Origin of the sequence: Burkholderia sp. AU17457 (genome assembly GCF_002223255.1) — a bacterium.
GTDB classification, from domain to species: Bacteria; Pseudomonadota; Gammaproteobacteria; order Burkholderiales; family Burkholderiaceae; genus Burkholderia; species Burkholderia sola.
In genome coordinates, this window is the sequence record NZ_NKFB01000003.1 from 656,843 (window position 1) to 683,112 (window position 26,270).

Annotated in this window: 22 protein-coding genes; 11 read left to right on the forward strand and 11 right to left on the reverse strand. The window is 68.2% G+C overall.

Features of this window, described 5'->3' with window-relative positions; all coding sequences use genetic code 11:
* Positions 1-76: 76 nt before the first annotated feature.
* Positions 77-580, reverse strand: a complete 504-nt coding sequence (locus tag CFB49_RS05605; protein ID WP_069620536.1) for a GAF domain-containing protein — start codon at positions 578-580, stop codon at positions 77-79.
* A gap of 103 nt (positions 581-683) precedes the next feature.
* On the reverse strand, positions 684-1,601 hold the full coding sequence (locus tag CFB49_RS05610) for a LysR family transcriptional regulator (protein ID WP_089490854.1): 918 nt from the start codon (positions 1,599-1,601) through the stop codon (positions 684-686).
* A gap of 111 nt (positions 1,602-1,712) precedes the next feature.
* Between CFB49_RS05610 and CFB49_RS05615 the strand changes: the two genes are divergently transcribed.
* On the forward strand, positions 1,713-2,579 hold the full coding sequence (locus tag CFB49_RS05615; RefSeq protein WP_069620534.1) for a pirin family protein: 867 nt from the start codon (positions 1,713-1,715) through the stop codon (positions 2,577-2,579).
* A gap of 141 nt (positions 2,580-2,720) precedes the next feature.
* Positions 2,721-3,212 carry a GNAT family N-acetyltransferase gene (locus CFB49_RS05620; RefSeq protein WP_089490855.1) on the forward strand — a complete coding sequence of 164 codons (492 nt, stop codon included), beginning with the start codon at positions 2,721-2,723 and terminating at the stop codon, positions 3,210-3,212.
* Positions 3,213-3,234: 22 nt separating this feature from the next.
* Here CFB49_RS05620 and CFB49_RS05625 read toward each other — a convergent pair whose 3' ends face one another.
* The 3 genes from CFB49_RS05625 to CFB49_RS05635 are packed head-to-tail and all read right to left on the reverse strand — an operon-like array spanning position 3,235 to position 5,205.
* Positions 3,235-4,104 (reverse strand): cytochrome c oxidase assembly protein, encoded by an 870-nt coding sequence (locus CFB49_RS05625; RefSeq protein ID WP_089490856.1) that lies wholly within the window; start codon positions 4,102-4,104, stop codon positions 3,235-3,237.
* A gap of 10 nt (positions 4,105-4,114) precedes the next feature.
* Entirely contained in the window at positions 4,115-4,561 is a 447-nt protein-coding gene (locus CFB49_RS05630) for a copper chaperone PCu(A)C (RefSeq protein ID WP_089490857.1), read from the reverse strand.
* 8 nt (positions 4,562-4,569) lie between these two features.
* Positions 4,570-5,205: an SCO family protein gene (locus CFB49_RS05635; protein ID WP_069620530.1), complete on the reverse strand. Its 636-nt coding sequence runs from the start codon at positions 5,203-5,205 to the stop codon at positions 4,570-4,572.
* A gap of 464 nt (positions 5,206-5,669) precedes the next feature.
* Between CFB49_RS05635 and otsB the strand changes: the two genes are divergently transcribed.
* Both otsB and otsA read left to right on the forward strand, forming a co-directional pair.
* A complete protein-coding gene (otsB, locus tag CFB49_RS05640; protein WP_089490858.1) occupies positions 5,670-6,422 on the forward strand; it encodes a trehalose-phosphatase in 753 nt (250 codons plus the stop codon).
* Positions 6,419-7,804 (forward strand): alpha,alpha-trehalose-phosphate synthase (UDP-forming), encoded by a 1,386-nt coding sequence (gene otsA / locus CFB49_RS05645; protein WP_069620529.1) that lies wholly within the window; start codon positions 6,419-6,421, stop codon positions 7,802-7,804. The genes otsB and otsA overlap by 4 nt, the downstream gene beginning before the upstream one ends.
* 80 nt (positions 7,805-7,884) lie before the next feature.
* Here the strand turns inward: otsA and CFB49_RS05650 are convergent, their stop codons facing one another.
* Positions 7,885-9,717: an ABC transporter ATP-binding protein gene (locus CFB49_RS05650; RefSeq protein WP_069620528.1), complete on the reverse strand. Its 1,833-nt coding sequence runs from the start codon at positions 9,715-9,717 to the stop codon at positions 7,885-7,887.
* 566 nt (positions 9,718-10,283) lie between these two features.
* Between CFB49_RS05650 and CFB49_RS05655 the strand changes: the two genes are divergently transcribed.
* The 3 genes from CFB49_RS05655 (at position 10,284) to CFB49_RS05665 (ending at position 12,898) form a co-directional block, all read left to right on the forward strand.
* Positions 10,284-11,348 carry a glycosyltransferase family 4 protein gene (locus CFB49_RS05655; protein ID WP_034186533.1) on the forward strand — a complete coding sequence of 355 codons (1,065 nt, stop codon included), beginning with the start codon at positions 10,284-10,286 and terminating at the stop codon, positions 11,346-11,348.
* Between the two features lie 236 nt (positions 11,349-11,584).
* Complete coding sequence (locus CFB49_RS05660) at positions 11,585-12,394, forward strand: hypothetical protein (RefSeq protein WP_089490859.1); 810 nt, start codon at positions 11,585-11,587, stop codon at positions 12,392-12,394.
* 39 nt (positions 12,395-12,433) lie between these two features.
* Positions 12,434-12,898 carry a DUF2214 family protein gene (locus CFB49_RS05665; protein ID WP_089434750.1) on the forward strand — a complete coding sequence of 155 codons (465 nt, stop codon included), beginning with the start codon at positions 12,434-12,436 and terminating at the stop codon, positions 12,896-12,898.
* Between the two features lie 230 nt (positions 12,899-13,128).
* On the opposite strand, the gene gudD is transcribed toward CFB49_RS05665, so the two are convergent.
* Entirely contained in the window at positions 13,129-14,481 is a 1,353-nt protein-coding gene (gene gudD, locus CFB49_RS05670) for a glucarate dehydratase (protein ID WP_089434751.1), read from the reverse strand.
* A 358-nt stretch (positions 14,482-14,839) separates the two neighbouring features.
* Here gudD and CFB49_RS05675 point away from each other — a divergent pair, with 358 nt between their 5' ends.
* Positions 14,840-15,589, forward strand: a complete 750-nt coding sequence (locus CFB49_RS05675) for a FadR/GntR family transcriptional regulator (RefSeq protein ID WP_011544971.1) — start codon at positions 14,840-14,842, stop codon at positions 15,587-15,589.
* A 136-nt stretch (positions 15,590-15,725) separates the two neighbouring features.
* Here CFB49_RS05675 and CFB49_RS05680 read toward each other — a convergent pair whose 3' ends face one another.
* The 3 genes from CFB49_RS05680 to pdxY all read right to left on the reverse strand — a co-directional run bounded on the left by CFB49_RS05680 (position 15,726) and on the right by pdxY (position 20,597).
* Positions 15,726-16,874 carry a branched-chain amino acid ABC transporter substrate-binding protein gene (locus tag CFB49_RS05680; RefSeq protein WP_069620524.1) on the reverse strand — a complete coding sequence of 383 codons (1,149 nt, stop codon included), beginning with the start codon at positions 16,872-16,874 and terminating at the stop codon, positions 15,726-15,728.
* A 368-nt stretch (positions 16,875-17,242) separates the two neighbouring features.
* Complete coding sequence (locus CFB49_RS05685; protein ID WP_089490860.1) at positions 17,243-19,387, reverse strand: phosphocholine-specific phospholipase C; 2,145 nt, start codon at positions 19,385-19,387, stop codon at positions 17,243-17,245.
* 349 nt (positions 19,388-19,736) lie between these two features.
* Complete coding sequence (gene pdxY, locus CFB49_RS05690) at positions 19,737-20,597, reverse strand: pyridoxal kinase PdxY (protein ID WP_050011428.1); 861 nt, start codon at positions 20,595-20,597, stop codon at positions 19,737-19,739.
* 184 nt (positions 20,598-20,781) lie between these two features.
* Between pdxY and CFB49_RS05695 the strand changes: the two genes are divergently transcribed.
* Positions 20,782-21,843 carry an alpha/beta fold hydrolase gene (locus CFB49_RS05695; protein ID WP_089490861.1) on the forward strand — a complete coding sequence of 354 codons (1,062 nt, stop codon included), beginning with the start codon at positions 20,782-20,784 and terminating at the stop codon, positions 21,841-21,843.
* A gap of 36 nt (positions 21,844-21,879) precedes the next feature.
* Here CFB49_RS05695 and CFB49_RS05700 read toward each other — a convergent pair whose 3' ends face one another.
* Entirely contained in the window at positions 21,880-22,878 is a 999-nt protein-coding gene (locus tag CFB49_RS05700) for an LLM class flavin-dependent oxidoreductase (protein WP_069620521.1), read from the reverse strand.
* 638 nt (positions 22,879-23,516) lie between these two features.
* On the opposite strand from CFB49_RS05700, the gene hpnI reads away from it, so the two are divergent.
* Both hpnI and hpnJ read left to right on the forward strand, forming a co-directional pair.
* Positions 23,517-24,692, forward strand: a complete 1,176-nt coding sequence (hpnI, locus tag CFB49_RS05705) for a bacteriohopanetetrol glucosamine biosynthesis glycosyltransferase HpnI (protein WP_089490862.1) — start codon at positions 23,517-23,519, stop codon at positions 24,690-24,692.
* Positions 24,693-24,826: 134 nt separating this feature from the next.
* Positions 24,827-26,269, forward strand: coding sequence for a hopanoid biosynthesis associated radical SAM protein HpnJ (gene hpnJ / locus CFB49_RS05710; RefSeq protein WP_371090916.1), 1,443 nt, complete (start codon positions 24,827-24,829; stop codon positions 26,267-26,269).
* The last annotated feature ends 1 nt before the right edge of the window (position 26,270 follow it).

Consider the following 26,270-nt stretch of genomic DNA (forward strand, 5'->3'; position numbering starts at 1 on the left):
AACGGCGGCGCGGCATTGCAATGAAACGGGCTCCTTCGCGGGGCCCGTGTCGTTCGCGGCGGCCGGCGCGCGACGCTTAACCGCGCACCTTCTGCCACGCGTGTTCGACGAACACGCGGCACAGCGCTTCCATCCCTTTGCGGTCTTCGTCGTCGAAGCGCGCGGCGACCGGGCTGTCGACGTCCCATACGCCGATCAGCGTGCCGTCGCCGGCCACCAGCGGCACGACGATTTCCGATTCGGACGCCGCATCGCAAGCGATATGGCCGGGGAAGTCGTGCACGTCGCGCACGACCTGCGTCTCGCGCGTTTGCGCGGCCGTGCCGCACACGCCCTTGCCGAGCGCGATCCGCACGCACGCGGGCTTGCCCTGGAATGGGCCGACCACGAGCTCGGCGCCGTCGAAGAAGTAGAAGCCGGCCCAGTTCAGCCGATCGAGCGAGTGATAGACGAGCGCGGAGAAATTCGCGGCGTTCGCGGTCAGATCGCGTTCGGATTCGACGAGCGCGCGTGCCTGCTCGACGAGCGTCGCGTATTGATCGGCCTTGGAGGCGGTAGGGTCGTTGGACAGCGTGAACATGGCGGGAAAGCGATAGGGGTTGTGAAAATGCGCACTGCGCGTACCGCAGTCTACGGCACGCGCGCGCGGTCTGCAGCGCATGGCCGTGGGCGATGCGGCGCGCTCAGTCGGGTTCGAGTTCGGCGAACCGCTCGGCCAGAAAGTCGAGCAGTGCCCGCACCGCGGGCAGCAGCCCGCGGCGCGACGCGAACACCGCGTGCACGATTTCGCGGCGCGGCGCCCAGTCGGGCAGCACCGTGACCAGTTCACCGCGCGACACCTCGTCGCGCACCATCATCGTCGGCAACTGCACGACGCCGACGCCTGCGGCGGCGGCCGCGCGCAGCGCGAGCATCCCGCCGGTCACGAAGCGCGGCTGGTGATGGATTTCCGCATGCGCGCCGTCGGGCCCGCGCAGCCGCCACACGTGCGTGGACTGCGGCACGCCGTGGTCGAGGCTCGGCAGGCGCGTCAGATCGGCGGGAACGGCCGGTACCCCATGCTCGTGCAGCAGCGCGGGGCTCGCGACGAGGCACTGGCCGCGCTCGGCGAGCACGCGCAGCGCGAGATCGCTGTCCTCGAGCGGCGGCGGCCGCACGCGGATCGCGACGTCGATTCCTTCGCCGACCACGTCGACGCGCCGGTTGGTGGCTTCCAGGTGGATCTCGACGCGCGGACACGCGGCCATGAACGCGGCGATCATCGTGCCGACCAGCGAATCGAGCAGCACGATCGGGCAACTGACCCGCACGATGCCGCGCGGCTCCTCGTGCAGCAGCGCGATCGCCTCGTCGGCGGCGTCGGCCTCGACGAGCATCGCGCGGCAATGCGCGTAATAGGTCTGGCCGACGTCCGTGACCGTGAAGCGGCGCGTCGAACGCTGGATCAGCCGCATCCCGAGCCGCGCCTCGAGCAGCGCGATGCGGCGGCTCAGCTTCGATTTCGGCATGTCCAGCGCGCGCCCGGCCGGCGCGAAGCCGCCGTGTTCGACGACCTGCACGAAGTAGTAGAGATCGTTCAGATCTCTCGCTTTATCGTTCATGAAATGGAACGCTGAGTGCGATTTCGGCAGTCTACCGGATTGATCGTTCCATCTCTATATTGTCACTCATGGATGCGAAACACGGGTTTCGCCGCAATATGGAGAAGGGCAATGAAGAAGATCCAGGGTGTGTACAGTGCGCCGCGCGGCCATTGGGTCGGCGACGGTTTCCCGGTGCGTTCGATGTTCAGCTACCAGTCTCACGGCACGCACCTGAGCCCGTTCCTGCTGCTCGATTACGCCGGCCCGGCGACGTTCGAACCGGCGAGCGCGCCGCGCGGTGTCGGCCAGCATCCGCACCGCGGGTTCGAGACGGTGACGATCGTCTACGACGGCGAAGTCGCGCACCGCGATTCGACCGGCGCGGGCGGCACGATCGGCCCGGGCGACGTGCAGTGGATGACGGCCGCGAGCGGGATCCTGCACGAGGAATTCCACTCGGAGGCGTTCACGAAGCGGGGCGGCCCGCTCGAGATGGTGCAGCTGTGGGTGAACCTGCCCGCCGCGGACAAGATGGGCGCGCCCGGCTACCAGACGCTGCTGAACGCCGATATCCCGGTGGTCGAGCTGCCGGACGGCGCGGGGCGCGCGCGGATCATTGCCGGTGAGTTCGACGGGCGGCGCGGCCCGGCGCGCACGCACACGCCGATCGACGTGTGGGACGTGCGGCTCGTGGCGGGCGGCCATGCGCGGTTCCCGGTCGCCGAAGGACGGACGCTCGCGGTGGTCGTGCTGAGCGGCACCGTGCTGGTGAACGGCGAGACGGTGGCGCGCGAAGCGCAGTTCGTGCAACTCGGCCGCGACGGCAGCGACGTCGAGATCGAAGCGAACGGCGACGCGAAGCTGCTGATCCTGAGCGGCGAGCCGATCGACGAGCCGGTCGTCGGCTACGGCCCGTTCGTGATGAACTCGCAAGCGGAGATCCGCACCGCGATAGAGGACTTCAACAGTGGCCGCTTCGGCCAGATGCCTGCATGACGGCATGACAGCATGACGACCAGGCCCCGCGCGATGCGGGGCTTTTTTTCGCGCGCGGGCAGGCGGTCGCGCGCGATGTGCGCTTCGAGGCATAATCGACGGTTACCGCGCGCCGGCCGGCGCGCCGAATCAGGACCGCACATGAACGCCCCCTCACCCGCCGCATCCCCGAGCGCCGCCGATCTCGACTGGCGCTGGAAACCCTTCGACGCGCTGACGGCGCGCGAAATCTACTCGATCCTCGAGGCGCGCAGCGCCGTATTCGTCGTCGAACAGAACTGCGTGTATCGCGACATCGACGATGCGGACCAGGCCGCGTGGCATCTGGCGGCATTCGATCCGGCCGGCCGCCTGGCCGGCTATCTGCGCGTGCTGCTGCCGGACGCACGGCACACCGACGTGCGCATCGGCCGCGTGCTGACGACCGCCGCGTTTCGCGGCGCGGGCCTCGGCAACGGGTTGCTGTCGCGCGCGCTCGAGCATATCCGCGCGCAATGGCCGGATACGCCGGTGAGCCTGCATGCACAGGCCCACTTGCAGCGCTTCTACGGGGCATTCGGCTTCACGCCGAGTTCGGACGTGCACGACGAGGACGGCATCCCGCACGTGTGGATGAGCAGCGCGCGAGCATGACGCGCGTGACGCGCCGCGACAGTCAGTGCGCGGCGCGCGCGATCGTCGGTTTGTCCGCGCGCCGCGCGGCCCGTTCGCCGATCAGGCGCCCGCGCGCGGACAGCCGCAGCCAGTGCCGCAGTGCGATCAGCGCACCGATCACGCTCATCATCGAGCCGGGAATCCACAGCAGCAGGCCGCCGATCTGCTGATCGCGCAGCGGGCTCAGCCACGTGAACGCGCGGCCGCAGATCGAGTAGATCGGGTACAGCTCGTGCGGCGTGAAGAAGATCAGCGCGCCGAGCGCGATCTGCGGCGGGATCGCCGCGACGACGATCAGGATCCGGCGGCCCGGCGACAGCCGCGCAGGCGGCGCGGGACGCGGATCGACGACGAGCCACCAGAACAGCAGCCCGTCGATCACCATGCTCCAGTTCATCACGCGATAGAGGCGCCAGTCGAGCATCGCGATGAAGTGAATCGGCGACAGCAGCCAGAAATAGATCAGCCCGACGAACAGCACGACCGCGACGACCGGATGGAACACCACGTCGAGCGTCGCGCGTACCGGCGCCCATGCAAGCGCGGGACGCACGAAGCGCTGCCGCCAGCGGAACGGAATGCCCGCACGGATCGCCGCGCCCGGGTAGGACAGCGCGATGAAGAACGGTCCGAGGTGATGCAGCACGAGGTGCTGCGCGCGGTGCAGGAAGAATTCGTGCTCGAAGAAGTAGTCGAGCCGCGTGTGCAGCGCGATGTAGAGCGCCGTCAGCCCGAACCAGAACGAGAACTGCCGCAGCGGCGACACCTTCGCCTTCCTCGCGCCGCGTACGAACAGCACGGCGGCCGTCAGCACCGCGATGACCACGGTCGGCGACGGTTCCCACGGATCGAGCCAGTACAGGACGTTCATCGCGCGCGCATCACTTCGTCTTCGCCGGCGATTTCACGGCGAACGGCGTATCGACCGTTTCGCCGTCGGAGAATTTCAGGCGCAGGTGCACGGTGTCGCCCGGCTTGATCGCGTGCTTCGGTTCCTCGAGCATGAAGTGATAGCCGCCCGGCGCGATGTCGACCTTGCCGCGTGCGGGGATCGTCAGCTTGTCGACCATTTCCATCTTCTGCGTCGAGCCGTTCGATACCGTCTGGTGCAGCATCGCCATCCCGTAGTCGGGGCTGTCGACATCGACGAGGTCGACCGGCTTGTCGCCGGTGTTCACGAGCGTCACGTAGCCGCCCGCGGGCAGCTTGTTCGGCAGCCAGCGCACCCACGCATTCTGCGCGCTGATCGCGCCGGCGGCATACGCGTGCGCGCCGGCGCACAGCGCGGCGACGAGGGCGAACGTCTTGAGGGTCGTTTTCGTGTTCATGGCGGAATTCAGGTCGTGGAGGCAGTGTCGATGATCCGGCGCACATCGGCGGCGATGGCGTCGGGCGAATCGCGATCGGTCGCGAGCAGGCGTGCACGGCCGGTCGCGTCGAAGATGTAGACGGCCGAGCTGTGCGTCACTTCGTAGCCGCCGGACGGATCGCGTTTTTCCATCTGGTACGCGACGCGATAGCGCTTCGCGAGCGATTCGATCTGGCCGTCGGTGCCGGTCAGGCCGCGCGCATGCGCGGCGTCGAACGCGGCGACATAGGACTGCATCGCCTGCGGCGTATCGCGCGCGGGGTCGACCGAGACGAACAGGATGCGCACGTTGTCCGCCTGCGGGCCGAGCTTCGCCAGCACTTCCATCAGCCGCGCCAGCGTTTCGGGGCAGACGTCGGGGCAGTGCGTGTAGCCGAAGTAGACGAGCGCGACGCGGCCGCGGAACGCGTCGGCGTCGACGGGACGGCCGTCGCCCCCCGTCAGCTTGAACGACAGGTCGGGCAGGTGGCCCGTGACGTTGGTCAGGTTCCAGCGCGGCTCGTCGTGCGTGCACGCGGCGAGCGCCACGGCGGCGGCGAGGGCCGCGGCCGTGCGGATGAAGCGGGAGAGGCGCCGGCGCGGCGCGGGACAGGCAGACGGCATCTCAGGGACTGTTTCCATATGGAACGCGCACCCCAAATTAAAAAATATTCTACGGGAATGTCCGAGATTGCCCGTATGGTGGCGTCGCGCGTCGCTTGCTTGGCTCGGCCAAACGGCACTCCTTACTCGTTGCCCTGCGAGCAATCTCGGACATTCGCATGTGCGTTCCATATGGAAACAGTCCCTAGGCTCGATCGGACTCAATGGATAGCCGGCCGGCGCGATGCCATGCGTCGCGCGGCAGGCGGTTGCGACTGTAGCGCAATTCACGCGCCTGCGTCCTTTTGAAACCGGTACGGGGCGGGCGAGCGGGGCAATATGTCGCAGTTGACGCAGCGGGCGGCGCGAGGTCCGCGCTGCCGCCGTTTCGCCCATCTGGGGGCGCAGGCGCGGTAAGATGCGCACAACTCCATTCGCGCAGCGGCGGCCGGCATGTGCCGGCCGCCGCTCAGACTATCGAATCGATGCAATCCGTTCCGGCTTCCCTGTCCCTGACCGATACAGCGTTCTTCTTCGACTTCGACGGCACGCTCGTCGAGCTGGCGCCGACCCCCGACAGCATTCACGTTCCGCCGTCGCTGCTGACGCTGCTCGACGAGTTGTCGCGCCGCTCGCACGGCGCGGTCGCGATCGTCTCCGGGCGCGGGATCGACAACCTCGACACGTTCCTGAAGATGCCCCGCCTGCCGATCGCCGGCCTGCACGGCGCGGAGCGCCGCGACGCGAACGGCGACACGCAGCGCATCGGCTTCAACGACGAGCGCCTGCTGCGCATCGAGCGCGAGCTCGCGGGCGTGGTCGACCGCCATCCGGGCATGCTGCTCGAGATCAAGGGGGCGGCCGTCGCGCTGCACTTCCGCAATGCGCCCGAGCGCGAGGCGGTGGCGCGCGAAGCGGCCGAGCGCCTCGTCGCCGACTATCCGGATGCGTACGTGCTGCAACCCGGCAAGATGGTGTTCGAGATCAAGCCGAAGGGCGTCGACAAGGGGCGCGCGCTGGCCGCGTTCCTCGACGAGCCGCCCTTTGCGGGCCGCGTACCGCTGTTCGCGGGCGACGATCTGACCGACGAGAAGGGCTTCACGGTGGTCAACGCGCGCGGCGGCCTGTCGATCAAGGTCGGCGCGGGCGAGACGTCCGCGCGGATGCGGCTCGATTCGGTCGACGCACTGCATGAGCAGATCGCACGCTGGCTCGGCGCGGGGCAACCGCACGCATGAGCCGGCTCATCATCGTTTCAAACCGCGTCGCGCCGATTTCGGAAGGCGAACCGGCGGCGGGCGGCCTCGCGATCGGCGTCTACGACGCGCTGAAGGAAACCGGCGGCATGTGGTTCGGCTGGAGCGGCGAAGTGGTCGCGTCCGGCGCGCCGCAGCCGCAGATCCGCATCGAGGAGCGCGGGCCCGTGACGTTCGCGACCGTCGGGCTGTCGCGCCGCGATTACGACCAGTACTACCGCGGTTTCTCGAACGCGACGCTGTGGCCCGCGTTCCACTACCGCGCGGACCTGATCCAGTACGACCGCCACGAATTCGACGGCTACCGCCGCGTCAACGTGTGGCTCGCGCAGCAGCTCGTGCCGCTGCTGCAGGACGACGACGTGATCTGGGTGCACGACTATCACCTGATTCCGTTCGCGCGCGCGCTGCGCGACGCGGGCGTGAAGAACCGCATCGGCTTCTTCCTGCACATTCCGTTTCCGGCCGCGCAGGTGCTCGTCAACGTGCCGCCGCACCGCGAGCTCGTCGAGTCGCTGTGCGCATTCGATCTGCTCGGCTTCCAGACCGAGCCCGATCTGCGCGCGTTCTGCGACTACGTCGAGTTCGAGGCGGGCGGCGAAGTCGAGCACGACGGGCACACGGCGCGCGTACGGGCGTTCGGCCAGACGCTGCGCGCGGCCGCCTATCCGATCGGCGTGTACCCGGACGAGATCGCGTCGCTCGCGCAGGCGGGCGAACACGGCAAGGCGGTGCGCACGCTCGCGACGTCGCTGCGCGGGCGGCAACTGATCATGAGCGTCGACCGGCTCGATTATTCGAAGGGGCTCGTCGAGCGCTTCCGGGCATTCGAGAAGCTGCTCGAGCATCAGGCGTCGATCCGCAACCGCGTGTCGTTCCTGCAGATCGCGCCGTCGACGCGCGCGGACCTGCGTGCGTACCAGGACATCCGGCTGCAGCTCGAAGCGGAGTCGGGGCGCATCAACGGGCGCTACGCGGAGCTCGACTGGGCGCCGATCCTCTACATTCACCGCCAGTACGACCGGCAGGTGCTGGCCGCGCTGTACCGGCTCGCGCGCGTGGGGTTCGTGACGCCGCTGCGCGACGGGATGAACCTCGTCGCGAAGGAGTACGTGTCCGCGCAGAATCCGGACGATCCGGGCGTGCTCGTGCTGTCGCGCTTCGCGGGCGCCGCGCGTGAGCTCACGGGCGCGCTGATCGTCAATCCGATCGATATCGACGGGATGGCCGATGCGCTGTCGCAGGCGCTGACGATGCCGCTCGCCGAACGGCGCGCGCGTTACGCGGACATGATCGCGCAGCTGCGCGAGAACAACGTGTCGGTGTGGCGGGACAATTTTCTGCGAGATCTGCAGCAGGTCTGATCGATTGCTGCCGCTGCAATTGAAAAAGCCGCCGTGCGCAGCAAGCACGGCGGCTTTTTTGTCGGCCGGATGCCGGCGCGTCAGGCGACGCGTTCGCCGGTCGGCGTGTTGCCGTCCGGGGCCGCATGATGGCGGCCGTGCTGCTTCGCGAGCAGGTCGCGGTACAGGCCGGGGCGGTTGCGCAGCACCTCGGGCGGGCCGTCGTCGATCACCTTGCCGTTGCTCATCACGATGATGCGGTCGAAGTTGCGCAGCGTCGACAGGCGGTGCGCGATCGCGATCACCGTGCGGCCGACCATCAGCCGGTCGAGCGCGCTCTGGATCGCTTCCTCGGAGGCGCTGTCGAGCGCCGACGTCGCTTCGTCGAGCAACAGGATCGGCGCATTCTTCAGGATCGCGCGCGCGATCGCGATGCGCTGGCGCTGGCCGCCCGACAGCTTGACGCCGCGGTCGCCGACGATCGTGTCATAGCCTTCCGGCATCGCCTCGATGAACTCCGCGCAGCGCGCGTCGCGCGCGGCCGCGAGCACTTCGTCGCGGGTCGCGTCGGGGCGGCCGTATGCGATGTTGTCGTAGATGGTCCGGTGCAGCAGCGAGATGTCCTGCGGCACCAGCGCGATCGCGTGGCGCAGGCTGTCCTGCGTGATGGCCTTCACGTCCTGGCCGTCGACCTTCACGACGCCGTCCTGCGTATCGTAGAAGCGCTGCAGCAGCGCGAGCACGGTCGATTTGCCCGCCCCCGACTTGCCGATCAGGCCGACGCGCTGGCCCGGCTCGATATGCAGGTCGAAGTGGTCGAGGATCGCGCGGCGGTGCGGGTACGCGAACGTCACGCGCTCGAAGTCGACGCGGCCGCCCGTGGCCGACAGCGGCTGCGCGTCCGAGCGGTCCGGCATGCCGTGCGGCTCGAGCAGCGTCTTCACCGCTTCGGACAGGCGTGCGACGTGCTGCGTGACGTCGACGAGCGCGACGGCGAGATCGCGCGTGCCGTGCAGGATCGTGAAGCCGAGCGAGCTGACGAGCACGATGTCGCCCGACGTCGCGCGGCCCTGGTCCCACAGCCACAGGGCCCAGCCGAGCAGGCCGGCGGACAGCATCGCGGTGATCACCGCATGCAGCAGGCGCAGCTTTTCGAGATAGAGCAGGCTCTGCTGGCGCGCATCCATCTCGGCCTTCACCGTCGCGCTGAAGCGTTTCTGTTCACGCAGCGTCATCCCGAACGCGCGCACGAGGCCCATGTTGCCGATCACGTCGACGAGCTCGCCGTCGACCGCCGCGGCCTTCGCCGCGAACGCGTGATGGCGCGCGGAGCCGCGGCCGGCGAGCTTGAACAGGATGATGGACAGCACGGCCGAACAGCCGAGCAGGCCGGCCGCCATCAGCGGATTGACGACGATGATCATCAGGATCGCGCCCATCACCGCGATGCACGGCGGCAGTACGTTCCACGCCATCGTGTTCTCCGACGTGTAGACCGCGTTCGACGTGGCCGTGATGCGGCTGGCGAGCGTGCCGGGCTGCTTCTCCGAGTAATACGTCGGCGAATGGCCGATCAGGTACTGGAACAGGTCGCGCCGCAGGTCGCCGGTGACCGCGACGAACGTGTGCGCGGCGACCCAGCCGCCGACGCGCCACAGCAGGTTGTCGGCCGCGATCAGCCCGACGAGCAGCGCGAACGCGCTCCACAGCGGGCCCGGGTGATGGCGTCCGGTCGCGAGCACGTCGATCAGGTGCTTGATCGCATATTGCGAGCCAAGCGCGCAGCCGACGGCGGCCAGCACGCTGCAGAGCACGATCAGGTGCGCGACGGGGTGGAGGCGGATGTAGCGGAACAGGAACGCGATCGGCCGATGCGCGTAGCTCGACAGCTTCGCGTTGTGGGCGTTGCGCTGGGCGGGGGTGAGAGATTCCAAAATATGGGTGCGGTGATTCGGTGATTGAGCGGGGCGGCTGGGTCGCAGGCCGGCGTTCGCCCGGACTGAATAATCCGGCATTGTAAACAACGCCGCGCGTCGCGCTGCGCGAATCTTGCCTTGGCCAGGGGCTCGCGCTCGATTTTGAGATAAAATCCGGCATCCCGTCCTGCGCCGTGTGCCGGAATCACGCTGCCGGCAACTGCGGGTTAACAAGGATCGCCAAAACGGCCTTCCACTCTAGAACGGACGCCCGAGTCCGCGGGTTGCAAAGTGTTGCGCCTTTGTAACAAAGTAAAGTGTTTGAAATGTCGTGCGCCGTATCGGGAATAACCCTAGATAATCGGCTCCGGGTTCGATTCCAGGTTTTTTTACGAACCCCTGTCAACGGGTCTTCGTTTCAAACGTTCTATGCCTGTCGCGTCGCCGACGCTCCTCGAGCAGCGCGGGTTCGACGCCCCCGGCAGGCTGATTCGTCCGAGGTTCGGACGACATGTTTCCAGCCCGGACCACCGGCAGGTTGCCGACCCATACCTGGTTTTTTGCCGATTTTTTAGGAGTTACGCATGCGAATCGCCCAAATCGCTCCGTTGCATGAAGCGGTACCCCCGAAACTGTACGGCGGTACCGAGCGAGTGGTGTCCTATCTCACCGAAGCACTCGTCGAGATGGGGCATGACGTCACGCTCTTCGCGAGCGGCGATTCGCAGACCTCCGCGAAGCTCGAAGCGTGCTGGCCGCAGGCGCTGCGCCTCGACCCGACGATCCGCGACGTGATGGCCCCGCACATGCTGCTCCTCGAGCAGGTGCGCCGCCGCGCGGAAGAGTTCGACGTCCTGCACTGCCACATCGACTACTACCCGTTCTCGCTGTTCTCGCGCCAGCCGGTGCCGCATCTGACGACGATGCACGGCCGTCTCGACCTGCCGGAACTGCAGCCGATCTTCAACGCGTTCAGCGACGTGCCGGTCGTGTCGATCTCCGACAACCAGCGCATCCCGCTGCCGCAGGCGAACTGGCTGTCGACCGTCTACCACGGCCTGCCGGAAAACCTGCTGACGCCGATCCCGAACGTGAAGCCGAGCTACCTCGCGTTCCTCGGCCGCATCTCGCCGGAGAAGCGCGTCGACACCGCGATCCGCATCGCCGAGCAGGCCGGCCTGCCGATCAAGATCGCCGCGAAGCTCGACAAGGCCGACCGCGCGTACTACGAAGAGAAGATCAAGCCGCTGTTCGCGCTGCCGCACGTCGAGTACATCGGCGAAATCAGCGAGGCGGAGAAGACCGAATTCCTCGGCAACGCACATGCGCTGCTGTTCCCGATCGACTGGCCGGAGCCTTTCGGCCTGGTGATGATCGAGGCGATGGCCTGTGGTACGCCGGTGATCGCGTTCAAGCGCGGCTCGGTGCCGGAAGTGATCGACAACGGCGTGTCGGGCTTCGTCGTCGAAGACGAACTGTCGGCCGTCGCTGCCCTCAAGCGTCTCGATACGCTGCCGCGCGAGAAGGTTCGCGCCGCATTCGAAGCCCGTTTCTCGTCGAAGGTGATGGCGCAGAACTACGTGAAGGGCTACGAGGAACTGCTGCGCCAGAAGCGCCGCACGGTGCTCCGCGAAGTCAACGCAAGCTGATTGCGGGCCGCCGCCGCGTGGCGGCGCGCGGCCGCCACGACGCCCCGTCCGGGTTTTCCGGCGGGGCGTTGTCACATCTGCGGCGCGGATCTGTTGTATTCTCGCCGCGCCCGGCGCTGCGAACCGCCCTCGCAGCGGCCCGGCACGCCATCCTGCCGTCTGTCCAGACGGTAATGTCCCTATAATGGCCGTGCCGTGAAATCCGGCCCGGTACGACTATCCAGAGGAGAGCAGTCTTGGCGAGAACGAAAACCACGCGCGCAGCGCCGGCCCCCGGCGCCGGCGTGATCTTCGCGTTGCGTGCGATCGGTCTCGTGCTGCTCGCGCGCTGGCTGTTCTCGATGTCCCAGATGGGCTATCGCTCGTCGCTGTCAGCGATGGTGTCGTCGCCGTGGGCATTCATCTACCTCATCCTGATCTTCCTGCTGCTCGCGCTGCCGGGCGCCGCCGCACGGGCCGAGCGGCCGTTCCATCCGCTGCCGCAGTGGCTGCGCCAGGCGCTGCGCGTGTTCGCGCTGATCGGTTTCCTGTTCGCCGTGTGGTCGATCGGCGCGTTCACGTGGGCGGCCGGCTGGCGCCGCGCGCTGCATGCGGTGACGGCGACCAACGGCTGGCTCGTCGCCGCGCCGGCGCTGTACGCGGCGATCGTCTGGATCTGCCGGCCGCGGCCGCTGTGGCGGACCAACGTGGCCGCGCGCCGCTTCGCGGTCGGCCGGTATGCGATCTCGCTCGACGTGCTGACGCGCACCGCGATCGTCTGGATGGAAAGCCGCAAGGTCGGCCAGTACGACGCGCGCGAGCTGTCGGTGCGCTGGCCCGGCCGGGTCGCATCCGCCGCGCCTGCCGCGGGCGAGCAGGCTGCGCAGCCGGCGGTCGTGCCGCCGCGTCGCGGCAGCCTGTTCAATCGGCCGAAGGTGGAACTGCTGTGGGATTCGCCGGCGGCTGTCGGCCACAACCGGCAGATCGTGATGCGCACGCCGCTCGCGACCGAAGGCGACCGCGTCGCGGTGCTCGCGCTCGACGCGGCGCTCAAGCAAATCGTCTGACAGGGCTCGCGCACCGGGCGCGGGCGACAAGGAGGCGCGATGATCGTCCGTTGGTTGCTGGCTGCCATTCACCTGAGTGCGTTCGGCGTCGCGTTTGCCGCGATCGCGGCGCGTAATCGCGCGTTGCGCCGGCTCGTCGCGTCGGCGCAGGCGGTCGATTTGCCCGGCGTGTTCAAGGCCGATGCGGTCTGGGGCGCGTCGGCGCTCGTGCTGATCGCGACGGGCGCGGCACGCGCGTTCGGCGGTTTCGAGAAAGGCACCGCGTACTACCTGCACGAACCGCTCTTTCACCTGAAGATGACCGCGCTCGTGCTGATCCTGCTGCTCGAGGTCGTGCCGATGCTGGGGCTGATCCGCTGGCGTGCCGCCGCGCGGCGGCAGCAGATGCCCGATACCGGCCGTGCGCGCACCTATGTGCGGATCGGCCACTGGCAGGCGGTGCTGGTGATCGTCATCGTGTTCGCCGCGTCGGGGATGGCGCGGGGGATTGGGCTGGCCGGGTAGGTGCGCCCGGCTAGGGCTGGCCGGGTAGGTGCGCCCGGCTAAGGCTGGCTGGGTAGGTGCCGCCGCTCAAGGCGGCAGGCCAGGATTGGTCGACGGCCGACCAGCCGGCCGCGCGCTCGCGAATCCCGCTCTTGCTCCGCCGGTCTCCCCGGCAGGCGATCGCCGCTCCACGGGCGAACCGCATCATTCCGTTCCGACCGGGCGGGCCCGCCGCCCGGTTCGCTCCGCCATCAGCGCACGAGACACGGGCGCTTGTTGTTGAACGTCCAGCCCGGGATCAGATACTGCATCGCCGCCGCGTCGTCGCGGGCGCCGAGGCCGTGCTGCTTGTACCGCTCGTGCGCGAGCGCGACCGCATCCATGTCGATGTCGATGCCGAGCCCCGGCCGCTTCGGCACTTCCACCAGCCCGTTCTCGATCTTCAGCGGCTCGCGCGTCAGCCGTTCGCCGTCCTGCCAGATCCAGTGCGTGTCGATCGCCGTGACCTGGCCCGGCGCCGCGGCCGCGACGTGCGTGAACATCGCGAGCGACACGTCGAAGTGGTTGTTCGAATGCGAGCCCCACGTGAGGCCCCAGTCGCGGCACATCTGCGCGACCCGCACCGAACCCTGCATCGTCCAGAAATGCGGATCGGCGAGCGGGATGTCGACGGCGTGCAACTGCACCGCGTGGCCCATCTGCCGCCAATCGGTCGCGATCATGTTGGTGGCCGTCGGCAGCCCCGTCGCGCGGCGGAATTCGGCCATCACCTCGCGGCCCGAGTAACCGTTCTCCGCGCCGCACGGATCTTCCGCATAGGCGAGCACGTGATGCTGATCGCGGCACAGCCGCACGGCCTCGTCGAGCGACCATGCGCCGTTCGGATCGAGCGTCACGCGCGCGTCGGGGAAGCGCTCGGCGAGCGCCGTCACGGCTTCGATCTCGCTCGCCCCGTCGAACACGCCGCCCTTCAGCTTGAAGTCGTTGAAGCCGTAGCGCGCATGCGCGGCTTCGGCGAGCCGCACGACGGCTTCCGGCGTCAGCGCCGCTTCGTCGCGCACGCGGGTCCAGTCGTCGGTCGCGCCGCGGCCGTCGCGATAGGGGAGCGCCGTCTTCGTGCGATCGCCGACGTAGAACAGGTAGCCGAGCATCTCGACGCGCTCGCGCTGCTGGCCTTCGCCGAGCAGCGCGGCGACCGGCACGCCGAGATGCTGGCCGAGCAGGTCGAGCAGCGCGGCTTCGAGCGCGGTGACCGCGTGGATCGTCGTGCGCAGGTCGAAGGTCTGCAGCCCGCGGCCGCTCGCGTCGCGGTCGGCGAAGGTGCGCCGCACGTCGTTGAGCACCGCGTGATAGTTGCCGACCGGCTGGCCGACGACGAGCGCGCGCGCGTCGTCGAGCGTGCGGCGGATGCTTTCGCCCCCCGGCACTTCGCCGACGCCCGTGCGGCCCGCGCTGTCCTTCAGGATCACGAGGTTGCGGGTGAAGAACGGGCCGTGCGCGCCGCTCAGGTTGAGCAGCATGCTGTCGTGGCCGGCGACCGGAATCGCTTGCAGGTCGACGATGCGCGGCGTGTCGTGGGAAGGCGAGGCAGTGACGGCGTTCATGGGCGGCGATGGCGAAAAAGTAGGCGATGCCGGGCGGCAAAAGCTTTGCCGCGCGCGGCTTGAGGTGCGATCATTCGACAACCGACGTGCGCGGCGCGCCAGCCCCGCATGTCGACGCAACCCGAACACGGGGTGGAAGCGACAACCGGGCCCGCGGAACGCAGCACGCGATCGCGGGCCGATCGTCACGCACGGGACCAGGCGGGACTGAACAGCCGACCTGAGTCGACAGGAGACCGTGCGCTGATCATCAGTCGTCGGATGACTTGTGACGCAGTATAATGAATCATCGGCTTTCGCTCAAACCCCGCGTAAACCCTCGGCTCACATGACGATCATTCAAAAAGGAACCGGCCACATGTCCGTGCCTACGCTTCCCGCAGCGCCGCGCCGTCGCGCACGCAGCCTCGCACAAGATGTCGTCGACGCGCTGACCGCGCAGATCGAAAACGGCACGCTGCGTCCCGGCGACAAGCTGCCGACCGAAACCGAAGTCATGGCGGCGCAGGGCGTGAGCCGGACGGTCGTGCGCGAGGCGATCTCGCGGATGCAGGCGAGCGGCCTCGTCGAGACGCGCCACGGCATCGGCAGCTTCGTGCTCGAGCCGTCGCGCCGCCAGACGCTCGGCATCGATCCCGCGACGATCACGACACTGCGCGACGTGCTCGCGGTGCTGGAGCTGCGCATCAGTCTCGAAAGCGAGTGCGCGAGCCTCGCCGCGCAGCGCGCCAATGATGCCGACCTCGCCGCGCTGCGGCGCGCGCTCGACGCCATCGCGACGGGCGCGGGCGGCGGCCGCGACACCGCGCAGCTCGACTTTCAGTTCCACCTGCAGATCGCGCAATCCACCGGCAACCGCTATTTCGTCGACATCATGACGCAGCTCGGCACGTCGATCATCCCGCGCACGCGCGTGAATTCGGCGCGCTTTGCCGGCGACGACCTGGAGCGCTACGTCGGCCGGCTGAATCACGAGCACGAGGACATCTACGAGGCGATCGCGCGCCACGACCCGGAAGCGGCCCGCGCCGCGATGCGCACGCACCTCACGAACAGCCGCGAGCGGCTGCGCCGCGCGCACGAGGCGGCCGAGGCCGAGGCCGGCTGACCGCCGGGTCGCGGAGCCCGCATGGATGCGGGCCGGGTGAAATCGCGTTAACATCAGTCGTCATATGAGATCGACGTGACCGCGTCGATCTCCGCGGCCAGGCGGCGTGCCCGTCGCCGGCCGCCTGCCTTGCCGATCAGCCTCCCTTCGTCACGATCGTCTTCCACGCGCCGTTCTTCACCTGGTACAGCGTCGACATCCCGCTTTTCAGCGAGCCGTCGTTCGCGAACGAGATGCGGCCGGTCACGCCTTCGAAGTCGACTTTCCTGAGCGCAGGGCGATAGGCCTTCGGGTCGGTCGAACCGGCCGCCTGCATCGCCTTGATGGCTGCCCACGCCGCGTCATAGCCGAACTGCGCGTACGACAGCACGTCGACGCCGAAGCGCTTCTTGAAGCGCGCCTCGAAATCCTTGCCCTGTGGCAGTTCGTCGAGCGGCCGGCCGTATTCCCACGCCATCGCGCCTTCGGCGGCCGGGCCCGCGATCTTGATGAACTCGTTGTCCTTCACGCCCCCGCCGCCGACGAACTGCGCGTTCAGCCCGAGCTGACGCATCTGCTTGATGAAGTTCGCGGCCAGCGAATCGAGGCCGCCGAAGAAGATCAGGTCCGGGTTCTTGCCCTTCAGGCTCGTGATCTGCGCGCGGAAATCGACCGCCTGGTTGTTGGTGAACTCGCGCCCGATGAGATTGCCGCCGGCGGCCTTCACGGCCTTCTCGAATTCGTCGGCCTCGCCCTGGCCGAACGCGGTGCGGTCGTCGATGATCGCGATGCGCTTCGCCTTCGTCACGTCGACCGCGTACTTGCCCGCGTTGCCCGCGTTCTGGCCGTCGGTCGCGATCACCATGAACATGTTCGCGAGCCCGCGCGACGTGAGCGTCGGATTGGTCGCGGCCGGGTCGATCACCGGAATGCCGGCCTTGTCGTAGACCACCGACGCCGGAATCGTCGTCCCCGAGTTGAAGTGGCCGACCACGACCGACACGTTCTGGTCGACCAGCGCCTGCGCGGCCTGCACGCCGATGCGCGGGTCGGCCTGATCGTCCTGCACGACGAGATTGAAGTGGGCAGGCTTGCCGGCGATCTGTACCTTCTGCGCGACCGCATCGTCGAGCGCGAGCTGCACGCCGTTTTGCAGATCCTTGCCGTAGCCGGCGTTCACGCCCGTGAGCGGCGCGGCGAAGCCGACCTTCACGTCGGTTGCGTCGGCGGCGTGAGCGGCCTGTTGCGAGAGGAGGGCAAGCGCGGAGGCAATGGACACCGACAGCAGGGAATGACGGAATTTCATGTTGTTCCTCTTGTTCGACACCGGCGAGTGGGTACCGCGCGCGTCCGGGCGGGCCGGGCGCGTGCGACGGGCGGGCGGTTCGACCGCTTCTCGGAATCGGGCGGGGAGGTCGGCAACGTGATCCTCGGAAACGTCTCCCGTCAGGCTCCGCGAAGAGCCCCGATTGCTTCGATATATAGGTCGCCGATATGCGCGGGTCTTGGAAATTTGTCGCGCATTCGATGCGGATTTGCGCATAGCTTCCGCGCGAGCGCGGGCGGCCGGTATCGGGAGTTTCCCGTCGCGAACGGAACGGGCGCGGAGAGGGGAGCGGTGCGGGGCAAAGACGCGGCGCAGCCCGCCGGGGCCGCGCCGCGCGTGGGTCGACGTCAGTCGGACAGGGCGTCCGACGCGACTTCGGCGTCGTCGTGCGACGCGGTCGTGCGGATCAGCGGGTCGCTGGTGCTCGGGCGGCCCGTTTCGACGTGGCCCGCGAAGCGGCGCAGGAAGCCGAGCAGGCGGCCGTCGCTGACGGTGAGGTCATACCAGCCGTGGCTGCCGCGCAGATCCCAGTAATCGTCGACGTGCGCGCCCGGCGCGAGGTCGAACGTGCGCGCGTGACCGTGGCCGTACGCGTTCGTGACCTTGAGCCGCACGGCCTTGTGGCCGCGGTTCATCAGGCGCAGCGTGATGTTGCCGTTCGCGACGTCGTAGCCGTAGATCACTTCGGGGTTCACGCTCGCGCTGCCGACGCCGGTCGCGAACGGGCCGCGGAAATGGCAGTAGAAGCCGTTCGGGCCGTATACGTCGAGGTCGTACAGGCCGAGCGACGCGGCGGCGCTCCACGTATCGGCGATGCGTTTGCCGGCTTCGACCGTGTACGCCCACGGGCCGTCGACGCGGTTGCGCGACTGGACCTGGAACGCGGCGCCTGCCCGGCCCGTGTTCGCGAAAGTCAGCCGGAACTGGCCGTTCGCGGCTTCGACGCGGCCGTGCACGAACAGCTCGTACGGCAGCGCGCGCGCCGGACGCAGCCCGGCTTCCTGTTTCGGCAGCTTCTGCAGCACCGGCGGCACCGGGATGTAGTCGGGATGGCGCGCGCGGTCGGGCGGCGCGTAGCCGCTCGTGTCGGGCAGCGTCGGCCATGCGGCGTCCGCGGTCGCGAAGTCGAACGCCGACGTCAGGTCGCCGCACACTGCGCGGCGCCACGGCGACACGTTGGCGGCCGTGACCGGATATTGCGCGCCGAACCGCGCCTCGATGAATTGCAGCAGCGACGTGTGATCGAAGGTCTGCGAGCAGACCCAGCCGCCCTTGGTCCACGGCGACACGACGAGCATCGGCACGCGCGGCCCGAGCCCGTACGGGCCGGCCATGTGCGATGCGTCGCCGGCGAATACCTCGTTGGTCGTCGCGACCGTCGACAGCCCGTTGTCGCGCGACTGCGGCGCGAACGGCGGCGGCACGTGGTCGAAGAAGCCGTCGTTTTCGTCGTACGTGATGAAGAGCGCGGTCTTGCTCCACACGTCCGGATTCGACACGAGCGCCTTCAGTACCTGCTCGATGTACCACGCGCCGTAGTTGGCCGGCCAGTTCGGGTGCTCGGAATACGCTTCCGGCGCGCAGATCCACGACACCTGCGGCAGCGTGCCGTTCTTCACGTCCTGCTGCAGCACGTCGAACAGCGTGCCGCCGGCGCTGATGTTGGTGCCGGTGCGCGCCTTGTCGTACAGCGGCGTGCCCGGCAGCGCGGTGCGGTACTGGTTGAAGTAGAGCAGCGCGTTGTCGCCGTAGTTGCCGATGTACGGGTTTTGCGTCCAGCCCCAGGAGCCGTTTGCGTCGAGCCCGGTGCCGACGTCCTGGTAGATCTTCCACGACACGCCGGCCTGTTCGAGCACTTCCGGATAGGTCGTCCAGCCGTAGCCCTTTTCCTCGTTGCCGAGCACCGGGCCGCCGCCCGTGCCGTCGTTGCCGACGTAGCCCGTCCACATGTAGTAGCGGTTCGGGTCGGTCGAGCTCGGGATCGCGCAGTGGTACGCGTCGCAGATCGTGAACGCGTCGGCGAGCTGGTAGTGGAACGGGATGTCGTCGCGCTTCAGGTACGCCATCGTCGTGGTGCCCTTGTTCGGCACCCACTGGTCGTAGCGGCCCTTGTTCCAGGCGGCGTGCATGTCCTGCCAGCCGTGCGGCAGGTCCTGCAGGAACTGCAGGCCGAGCTTGTCGGCGCCCGGGTGGAACGGCAGCAGTTCGGCCGGGCCGACCGGCTGGTGAAACACCGACTTGCCGTTCGCGAGGCGCAGCGGGCGTGGATCACCGAAGCCGCGGACACCGCGCATCGTGCCGAAGTAGTGGTCGAACGAGCGGTTCTCCTGCATCAGGATCACGATGTGTTCGATGTCGCGGATCGTGCCGGTACGGCGGTTCGCGGGAATGGCGAGCGCATCGCGGATCACGGGCGGAAACAGGTTCAGCGCGGCGGCGCCGGCAGTGCCGGCGGCGACGCGCAGGAAGTCACGACGGTTCGATCGGGTCATGGTCGTTATCGTGGGGTAAAGAGGGAGCCGATTGGCGGGACCTGCGGAAAGGGCGCGCACCGAATCGCAGGATGCGGCTGCGTCGGTGCGTGCCGCCGCGAGCATAGCGAGGAATCGGTGTCATTCATGTGAAGTCCGGAAACGTTTGCACGCGTGGCTCGGGTTGCAGCCGGCGGTGCGCCGCCGCACGGGCCGAAGGGCGGCGGCAACGGGCAAGACGGGCGGCGCGCGGCACCCCGGAGGAGCGGAGAACGGCAGGGGCGGCGAGGAGCGACGGAGCAGCGGGAGGCAGCGCGGGGCGGCAGAGGGCGGCAGACGACGGCCGCGGCGAGGAGGGCGATGCGCACCGTCAGGCGTCGGTCACCCACGCGCCGAACCATTCGCTCGGCCGCGCGATTTCGTCCTGCGCGGCGACGAGTTCGAGCTCGTAGCGGCGCGCGTCGTAGGTGGCCTTCACGACCGCGTGCACGGCGGCGAGCGTGTGTTCGAACGCGGCGCGCACCGAGTCGCCGCGCAACCGGCATGCGACGAAGATCGCGCTGGTCAGGTCGCCGACGCCGACCGGATGGCGCGGAAACGCATACAGCGGCCGCTGGCCGATCCACGCTTCGGTTTCGGTGACGGCGAGCATGTTGAAGCGGTCGGCCGGGCTGTTGCGGTCGTGCAGGTGCTTGACGAGGATGATCTTCGGGCCGCGGCGGATCAGCGCGCGGCACGCGTCGACGGCTTCCGCGACGGTCTCGATGCGTCGCCCGGCGAGCTTCTGCAGTTCGGTGTGGTTCGGCGACATGCCGTCCGCGAGCGCGGGCACTTCCTGGACGATGAATTCCTCGACGCCGGGCTCGGGCCGGACGCCGCCCGTCTGGCCCATCGCCGGATCGCAGAAGTACCACGCATTCGGATTCATCGCCTTCACCGAGCGCACGATCTCGACCGCGGCACGCGCCTGCGGCGGCGAGCCGAGGAAGCCGGACAGCACCGCGTCGCAACGCTTGAGCGCGCCGATGGCGGCGATGCCGTCGACGAGCTGTTCCATCTTCGCGGCGTCGATCGCGCTGCCGGCCCAGTGGCCGTACTGCATGTGATTCGACAACTGGACGGTGTTGAGCGGCCAGACGTTGACGCCGAGGCGCTGCATCGGGAACACGGCCGCGCTGTTGCCGGCATGGCCGTAGATGACGTGCGACTGAATGCTGAGGACGTTTTTCATGGGAATTCGCCTGCACGCGTTTCAGGGTCACGTCACACGATACCCGAGTTCGTCGTACGCGCGGAAGTCGCGCGGCCCCGGAGTGTTGCGCGCCGTCGTCACGCGACCGCGTAGAATCGCGAGGCGCGAGACAGCTCCGCTGCAACCCGGCTGCCCGCGCGCATCCCCCATCACCGTGATCGCCATGCTTTCGATTTGCAAGATCCTGTCTGTCGCCCGCGCCGCCGTGCGCTGCGCGAGCGCCGCCGCCGCGTGCGCGCTGCCCGTTGCGACCGTCGCCGCGACGCCCGCCGCCAACGACGGGCCCGCGTACGGCCCGCGCCTGGAAGGGTTCGCGTATCCGGCGCCCGTGCACGAATATGCGTTCGTGTCGCAGCGCGAAACCCTCGAGATGGCGTACCTCGACGTGCAGCCCGCGCATCCGAACGGCCGCACCGTCGTGCTGCTGCACGGCAAGAACTTCTGCGCGGCAACCTGGGAGGACACGATCGGCGTGCTGAGCCGCGCCGGCTATCGCGTGATCGCGCCGGACCAGATCGGCTTCTGCAAGTCGTCGAAGCCCGAGCGCTACCAGTACAGCTTCCAGCAACTCGCGCGCAACACGCACGCGCTGCTCGAATCGGTCGGCGTGAAGTCGGCGACGCTCATCGGCCACTCGACGGGCGGGATGCTCGCGATCCGCTACGCGCTGATGTATCCGAAGGCGACCGACCAGCTCGTGCTCGTGAACCCGATCGGCCTCGAGGACTGGAAGGCGCTCGGCGTGCCGCCGCTGTCGGTCGACTACTGGTATGCGCGCGAGCTGAAGACCAACGCCGACGGCATCCGCCGCTACGAGCAGGCGACCTACTACGCGGGCAAGTGGTCGCCGTCGTACGAGCGCTGGGTGCAGATGCTCGCCGGCATGTATCGCGGCGCCGGCCGCGACGCGGTCGCGTGGAACTCCGCGCTGATCTACGACATGATCCTCACGCAGCCGGTGGTCTACGAATTCGGCGCGATTCGCGTGCCGACGCTGCTGATGATCGGCGACAAGGACACGACCGCGATCGGCAAGGACGTCGCGCCGCCCGACGTGCACGCGAAGCTCGGCCGCTATCCGGAGCTCGCGAAGCGCACGCAGGCCGCGATTCCCGGCGCGCAGCTCGTCGAATTTCCGGCGCTCGGCCACGCGCCGCAGATCCAGGACCCGGACGCGTTCCACAAGGCGCTGCTCGACGGGCTGGACGCCGTGCGCCCGCAGTGAGGCGGCGCAGGCGGCCGGCCGTGCGCGGTCGCGCCGTCAGCTTGCCTCGCTCGCGAGTTCGTCGCGGATCTGCGCGGCCAGTTCGAACGAGCGCAGCCGCGCGGCATGATCGTAGATCTGCGCGGTGATGATCAGCTCGTCGGCGCCCGTCTGCGCGATACGGTCGCGCAGCTTGTCGCGGACCGTGTCGCGCGAGCCGACCGCCGCGAACGACAGCGAATGCGCGACGGTCGCGAGTTCGAGTTCGTTCGCCTCGAGCGCGTCGACGGGCGGCGGCAGCTTGCCCGGCGTGCCGCGCCGCAGGTTGATGAACTGCTGCTGCAGCGACGTGAACAGGCGCCGCGCCTCGTCGTCGGTCTCGGCTGCGAACACGTTGACGCCGACCATCGCATGCGGCTTCGGCCAGGCGGCCGACGGCCGGTACTGCGCGCGATAGATCTCGAGCGCGCGCATCAAATAGTCGGGCGCGAAGTGCGACGCGAACGCGAACGGCAGCCCGAGCATCGCCGCGAGCTGCGCGCTGAACAGGCTCGAACCGAGCAGCCACACCGGCACGTCGAGCCCCGCGCCGGGCACCGCGCGCACGCGCTGGCCGGGCACCGGCTCCGCGAAGTAGCGCTGCAGCTCGGCGACGTCGTCCGGGAACGAGTCCGCGCTGCCGATCAGGTCGCGGCGCAGCGCGCGCGACGTGGTCTGGTCGGTGCCGGGCGCGCGGCCGAGGCCAAGGTCGATGCGCCCCGGATACAGCGACGCGAGCGTGCCGAACTGCTCGGCGATCACGAGCGGCGCATGGTTCGGCAGCATGATGCCGCCCGAGCCGACCCGGATCGTCCGCGTGGCGCCCGCGACGTGGCCGATCACGACGGCGGTGGCCGCACTCGCGATCCCCGGCATGTTGTGATGCTCGGCCAGCCAGTAACGCCGGTAGCCCCAGCGCTCCGCGTGCTGCGCGAGATCGACGGTGTTGCGGAACGCCTGCGAGGCGTCGGCGCCGGCCGGAATGGGCGCGAGATCGAGTACGGAAAACGGTGTCATCGGAAGACCTTCGAAACGGGGTGGCGTGGTGATGCGCTGACGCAACAGACGCCAAGGATTTTGCCAAAGGGTTCCGGAACGTGCTGGCGGCGCGCGGATACCCATGCGCCTTACAGGGGTGCAGGGTTGCTTGCGACGATCGTTGCGAAAATCAACCTAATCGCCGATTAATTACCAAACTTTACGGCGATTGGAAATGAAACCGCATCGACATACAAATTTGCACGAAACGTTTGATTTTAAAGACTGCAATACGCCTGCAAAGTGCTTACGCTAATGTGAACGTGGCCGGGCCGATCAGGCTCGTCGACCGCTCAGCTTTGCCGGAATTGCACTAGTCCGTTTCGCGTAGCACCGAGCGCGGGGGGGCGCAGACTGCTAAAATCCGCCGCCTGCCCATCTTGTGCCGATGGAGCCATTCGAGTCTTCCCGCATGCCGTCCGGGCGCTGCGCGGGGATACGCCACGCGAAGCCGGGCATGGCCGAACCCGAACCACGGGTCGCGCCTCCCCCATTACAGACGCTGCAGGAACAAGGAGTCGGGTCGTGCCCGCGTTCGTCGTTGTCGGAACACCGCATCACGCTCAATCACGCTCAGGCGTGTGCCATGGCGCCCAGGTCGCCGGGAGGCATCGCGCATGACGCCCACCGCCACGCTGCTCGACTGGGTCCTGATCGTGTTCACGCTGGCCGCGGCCGGCTATGCGCTCGTCGCGGCCTTCGCGCCGCGGCCGCGCACGCCGCGCACGGCGGTGCGCGACGGCTTCGAGCCGGTCAGCGTGTTGAAGCCGCTGTGCGGCGCGGAGCCGCATCTGTATGAAAACCTCGCGACCTTCTGCGCGCAGCGCCATCCGCGCTACGAGGTGCTGTTCGGCGTCGCATCGTCGGCCGATCCGGCCGCGGCCGTCGTCGAGCGGCTGCGCGCCGATCACCCGGATTGCGACATCACGCTCGTGATCGACGCGCGCGTGCATGGCAAGAACCTGAAGGTCAGCAACCTGATCAATCTCGCCGAGCGCGCGAAATTCGGTCGCATCGTGATCGCGGACAGCGACATCGCGGTGCAGCCCGACTATCTGGAGCGCGTGACGGCGCCGCTCGCGGACCCGTCGGTCGGGGTCGTCACGTGCCTGTATCATGCGCGCAGCGTCGGCGGCTTCTGGACGCGGATCGGCGCGCAATTCGTCGACGCATGGTTCGCGCCATCGGTGCGGATCACCCACCTCGGCCGCTCGAGCCGCTTCGGCTTTGGCGCGACGCTCGCGCTCACGCGCGACACGCTCGACCGGATCGGCGGTCTCCTCGCGCTGAAGGACGAGCTGGCCGACGATTTCTGGCTGGCCGAGCTGCCGCGCCGCCTCGGGCGGCGCACCGTGCTGTCGGAGGTCGAGGTCGCGACCGACGTGACCGAACCGTCGTTCGGGCCGCTGTGGCACCGCGAGACGCGCTGGCTGCGCACGATCCGTTCGCTGAACCCGGCCGGCTTCGCGTTCCTGTTCATTACGTTTACCGTGCCGTGGCTCGCGATCGGCGCGGTGCTGGCATTGCGTCTGGACGGCACCTTCGCCGGCACGCTGGCGGGCGGGGCGGCCGCGCTCGGCGCATTCGGGCGGCTCGTGCTGCATGCGCGCGGCGAGGACGGCTGGCGCGCATTCTGGCGCGACCTGCCGCTCGTCGCGGTGCGCGACACGCTGCTCGCGCTCGAGTGGCTCGCGGCCGCGTTCGGCACGCACGTCGTGTGGCGCGGCGCCAGGATGACGGTCGTCGGCGGCGAACGCGCGACGGCGGCCGTGGAAGCAGTGGACGGCCGCTAGCGCCGTCGATCGAACCCGGCCCGCGGGCCGAGACGCGTCGCACGGCGAAGCCGCGCGGCGCGACATGACAGAGAGGCGGGCGCCGGCAGGGCGGCCCGCGGTTTTTTGACTGAATCGTTGTAACGAAACGAACTATGCAGGCTACCGGAGCATTCATGAAAACGCTGTTCTTGCAGGCCCCTTCGTATGACGGCTTCGACGGCGGAGCCGGCTCGCGCTATCAGGCCAAGCGCGAAATCCGTTCCTTCTGGTATCCGACCTGGCTCGCGCAGCCGGCCGCGCTCGTGCCGGGCAGCCGCGTCGTCGATGCGCCGGCCGACGGGCTGTCGGTCGAGGAAACGCTGAAGATCGCCAACGACTACGACCTCGTGATCATCCACACGAGCACGCCGTCGTTCCCGACCGACGCGATGTTCGCGCAGGATCTGAAGAAGATGAAGCCGTCGATGCTGGTCGGCATGGTCGGCGCGAAGGTGATGGTCGATCCGCACAACTCGCTCACGGCGAGCGACGCGATCGACTTCGTGTGTCGCGAGGAATTCGACTACACCTGCAAGGAACTCGCCGAAGGCAAGCCGTTCCCCGAGATCAAGGGCTTGAGCTGGCGCGCGAAGGACGGCTCGATCGAGCACAACGAAGCGCGTCCGATCCTCGAGAACATGGACGAGCTGCCGTTCGTCGCGCCGGTCTACAAGCGCGACCTGAAGATCGACAACTACTTCATCGGCTACCTGAACTACCCGTACGTGTCGATCTATACGGGCCGCGGCTGCAAGTCGCGCTGCACGTTCTGCCTGTGGCCGCAGACGGTCAGCGGCCATCGCTACCGCACGCGCTCGGTCGAGAACGTGCTCGCGGAAGCAAAGTGGATCCGCGACAACATGCCGGAAGTGAAGGAACTGATGTTCGACGACGACACCTTCACCGACGATCTGCCGCGCGCCGAAGCCATCGCCATCGGCCTGGGCAAGCTCGGCATGACGTGGTCGTGCAACGCGAAGGCCAACGTGCCGTACAAGTCGCTGAAGATCATGAAGGAAAACGGCCTGCGCCTGCTGCTGGTCGGCTTCGAATCAGGCGACGACCAGATCCTCGTGAACATCAAGAAGGGCGTGCGCACCGATTTCGCGCGCCGCTTCAGCGCCGACTGCAAGAAGCTCGGCATCAAGATCCACGGCACCTTCATCCTCGGCCTGCCGGGCGAGACGCAGGAGACCATCAAGAAGACGATCGAGTACGCGAAGGAAATCAACCCGCACACGATCCAGGTCTCGCTCGCCGCGCCGTATCCGGGCACGACGCTCTACAAGCAGGCCGTCGAAAACGGCTGGATGGAAGAGAACAAGACCATCAATCTCGTCAGCAAGGAAGGCGTGCAGCTCGCGGCGATCGGCTATCCGCACCTGTCGCGCGACGAGATCTATCACCATCTCGAGCAGTTCTATCGCCAGTTCTACTTCCGTCCGTCGAAGATCTGGGAGATCGTGCGCGAGATGCTGACGAGCTGGGACATGATGAAGCGTCGCCTGCGCGAAGGCGTCGAGTTCTTCCGCTTCCTGCGCGCGCACGAGGCCTGAT

What these genes read in the sequence shown, in the direction of transcription:
- otsB (WP_089490858.1), top strand. Translation starts at nt 5,670, where the DNA reads ATGCAATCCGTTCCGGCTTCCCTGTCCCTGACCGATACAGCGTTCTTC.
- CFB49_RS05610 (WP_089490854.1), bottom strand. Translation starts at nt 1,601, where the DNA reads ATGAACGATAAAGCGAGAGATCTGAACGATCTCTACTACTTCGTGCAG.
- CFB49_RS05605 (WP_069620536.1), bottom strand. Translation starts at nt 580, where the DNA reads ATGTTCACGCTGTCCAACGACCCTACCGCCTCCAAGGCCGATCAATAC.
- CFB49_RS05675 (WP_011544971.1), top strand. Translation starts at nt 14,840, where the DNA reads ATGTCCGTGCCTACGCTTCCCGCAGCGCCGCGCCGTCGCGCACGCAGC.
- CFB49_RS05625 (WP_089490856.1), bottom strand. Translation starts at nt 4,104, where the DNA reads ATGAACGTCCTGTACTGGCTCGATCCGTGGGAACCGTCGCCGACCGTG.
- CFB49_RS05655 (WP_034186533.1), top strand. Translation starts at nt 10,284, where the DNA reads ATGCGAATCGCCCAAATCGCTCCGTTGCATGAAGCGGTACCCCCGAAA.
- CFB49_RS05685 (WP_089490860.1), bottom strand. Translation starts at nt 19,387, where the DNA reads ATGACCCGATCGAACCGTCGTGACTTCCTGCGCGTCGCCGCCGGCACT.
- CFB49_RS05680 (WP_069620524.1), bottom strand. Translation starts at nt 16,874, where the DNA reads ATGAAATTCCGTCATTCCCTGCTGTCGGTGTCCATTGCCTCCGCGCTT.
- hpnI (WP_089490862.1), top strand. Translation starts at nt 23,517, where the DNA reads ATGACGCCCACCGCCACGCTGCTCGACTGGGTCCTGATCGTGTTCACG.
- CFB49_RS05700 (WP_069620521.1), bottom strand. Translation starts at nt 22,878, where the DNA reads ATGACACCGTTTTCCGTACTCGATCTCGCGCCCATTCCGGCCGGCGCC.
- CFB49_RS05665 (WP_089434750.1), top strand. Translation starts at nt 12,434, where the DNA reads ATGATCGTCCGTTGGTTGCTGGCTGCCATTCACCTGAGTGCGTTCGGC.
- CFB49_RS05615 (WP_069620534.1), top strand. Translation starts at nt 1,713, where the DNA reads ATGAAGAAGATCCAGGGTGTGTACAGTGCGCCGCGCGGCCATTGGGTC.
- gudD (WP_089434751.1), bottom strand. Translation starts at nt 14,481, where the DNA reads ATGAACGCCGTCACTGCCTCGCCTTCCCACGACACGCCGCGCATCGTC.
- CFB49_RS05630 (WP_089490857.1), bottom strand. Translation starts at nt 4,561, where the DNA reads ATGAACACGAAAACGACCCTCAAGACGTTCGCCCTCGTCGCCGCGCTG.
- CFB49_RS05695 (WP_089490861.1), top strand. Translation starts at nt 20,782, where the DNA reads ATGCTTTCGATTTGCAAGATCCTGTCTGTCGCCCGCGCCGCCGTGCGC.
- hpnJ (WP_371090916.1), top strand. Translation starts at nt 24,827, where the DNA reads ATGCAGGCTACCGGAGCATTCATGAAAACGCTGTTCTTGCAGGCCCCT.
- otsA (WP_069620529.1), top strand. Translation starts at nt 6,419, where the DNA reads ATGAGCCGGCTCATCATCGTTTCAAACCGCGTCGCGCCGATTTCGGAA.
- CFB49_RS05620 (WP_089490855.1), top strand. Translation starts at nt 2,721, where the DNA reads ATGAACGCCCCCTCACCCGCCGCATCCCCGAGCGCCGCCGATCTCGAC.
- CFB49_RS05635 (WP_069620530.1), bottom strand. Translation starts at nt 5,205, where the DNA reads ATGCCGTCTGCCTGTCCCGCGCCGCGCCGGCGCCTCTCCCGCTTCATC.
- pdxY (WP_050011428.1), bottom strand. Translation starts at nt 20,597, where the DNA reads ATGAAAAACGTCCTCAGCATTCAGTCGCACGTCATCTACGGCCATGCC.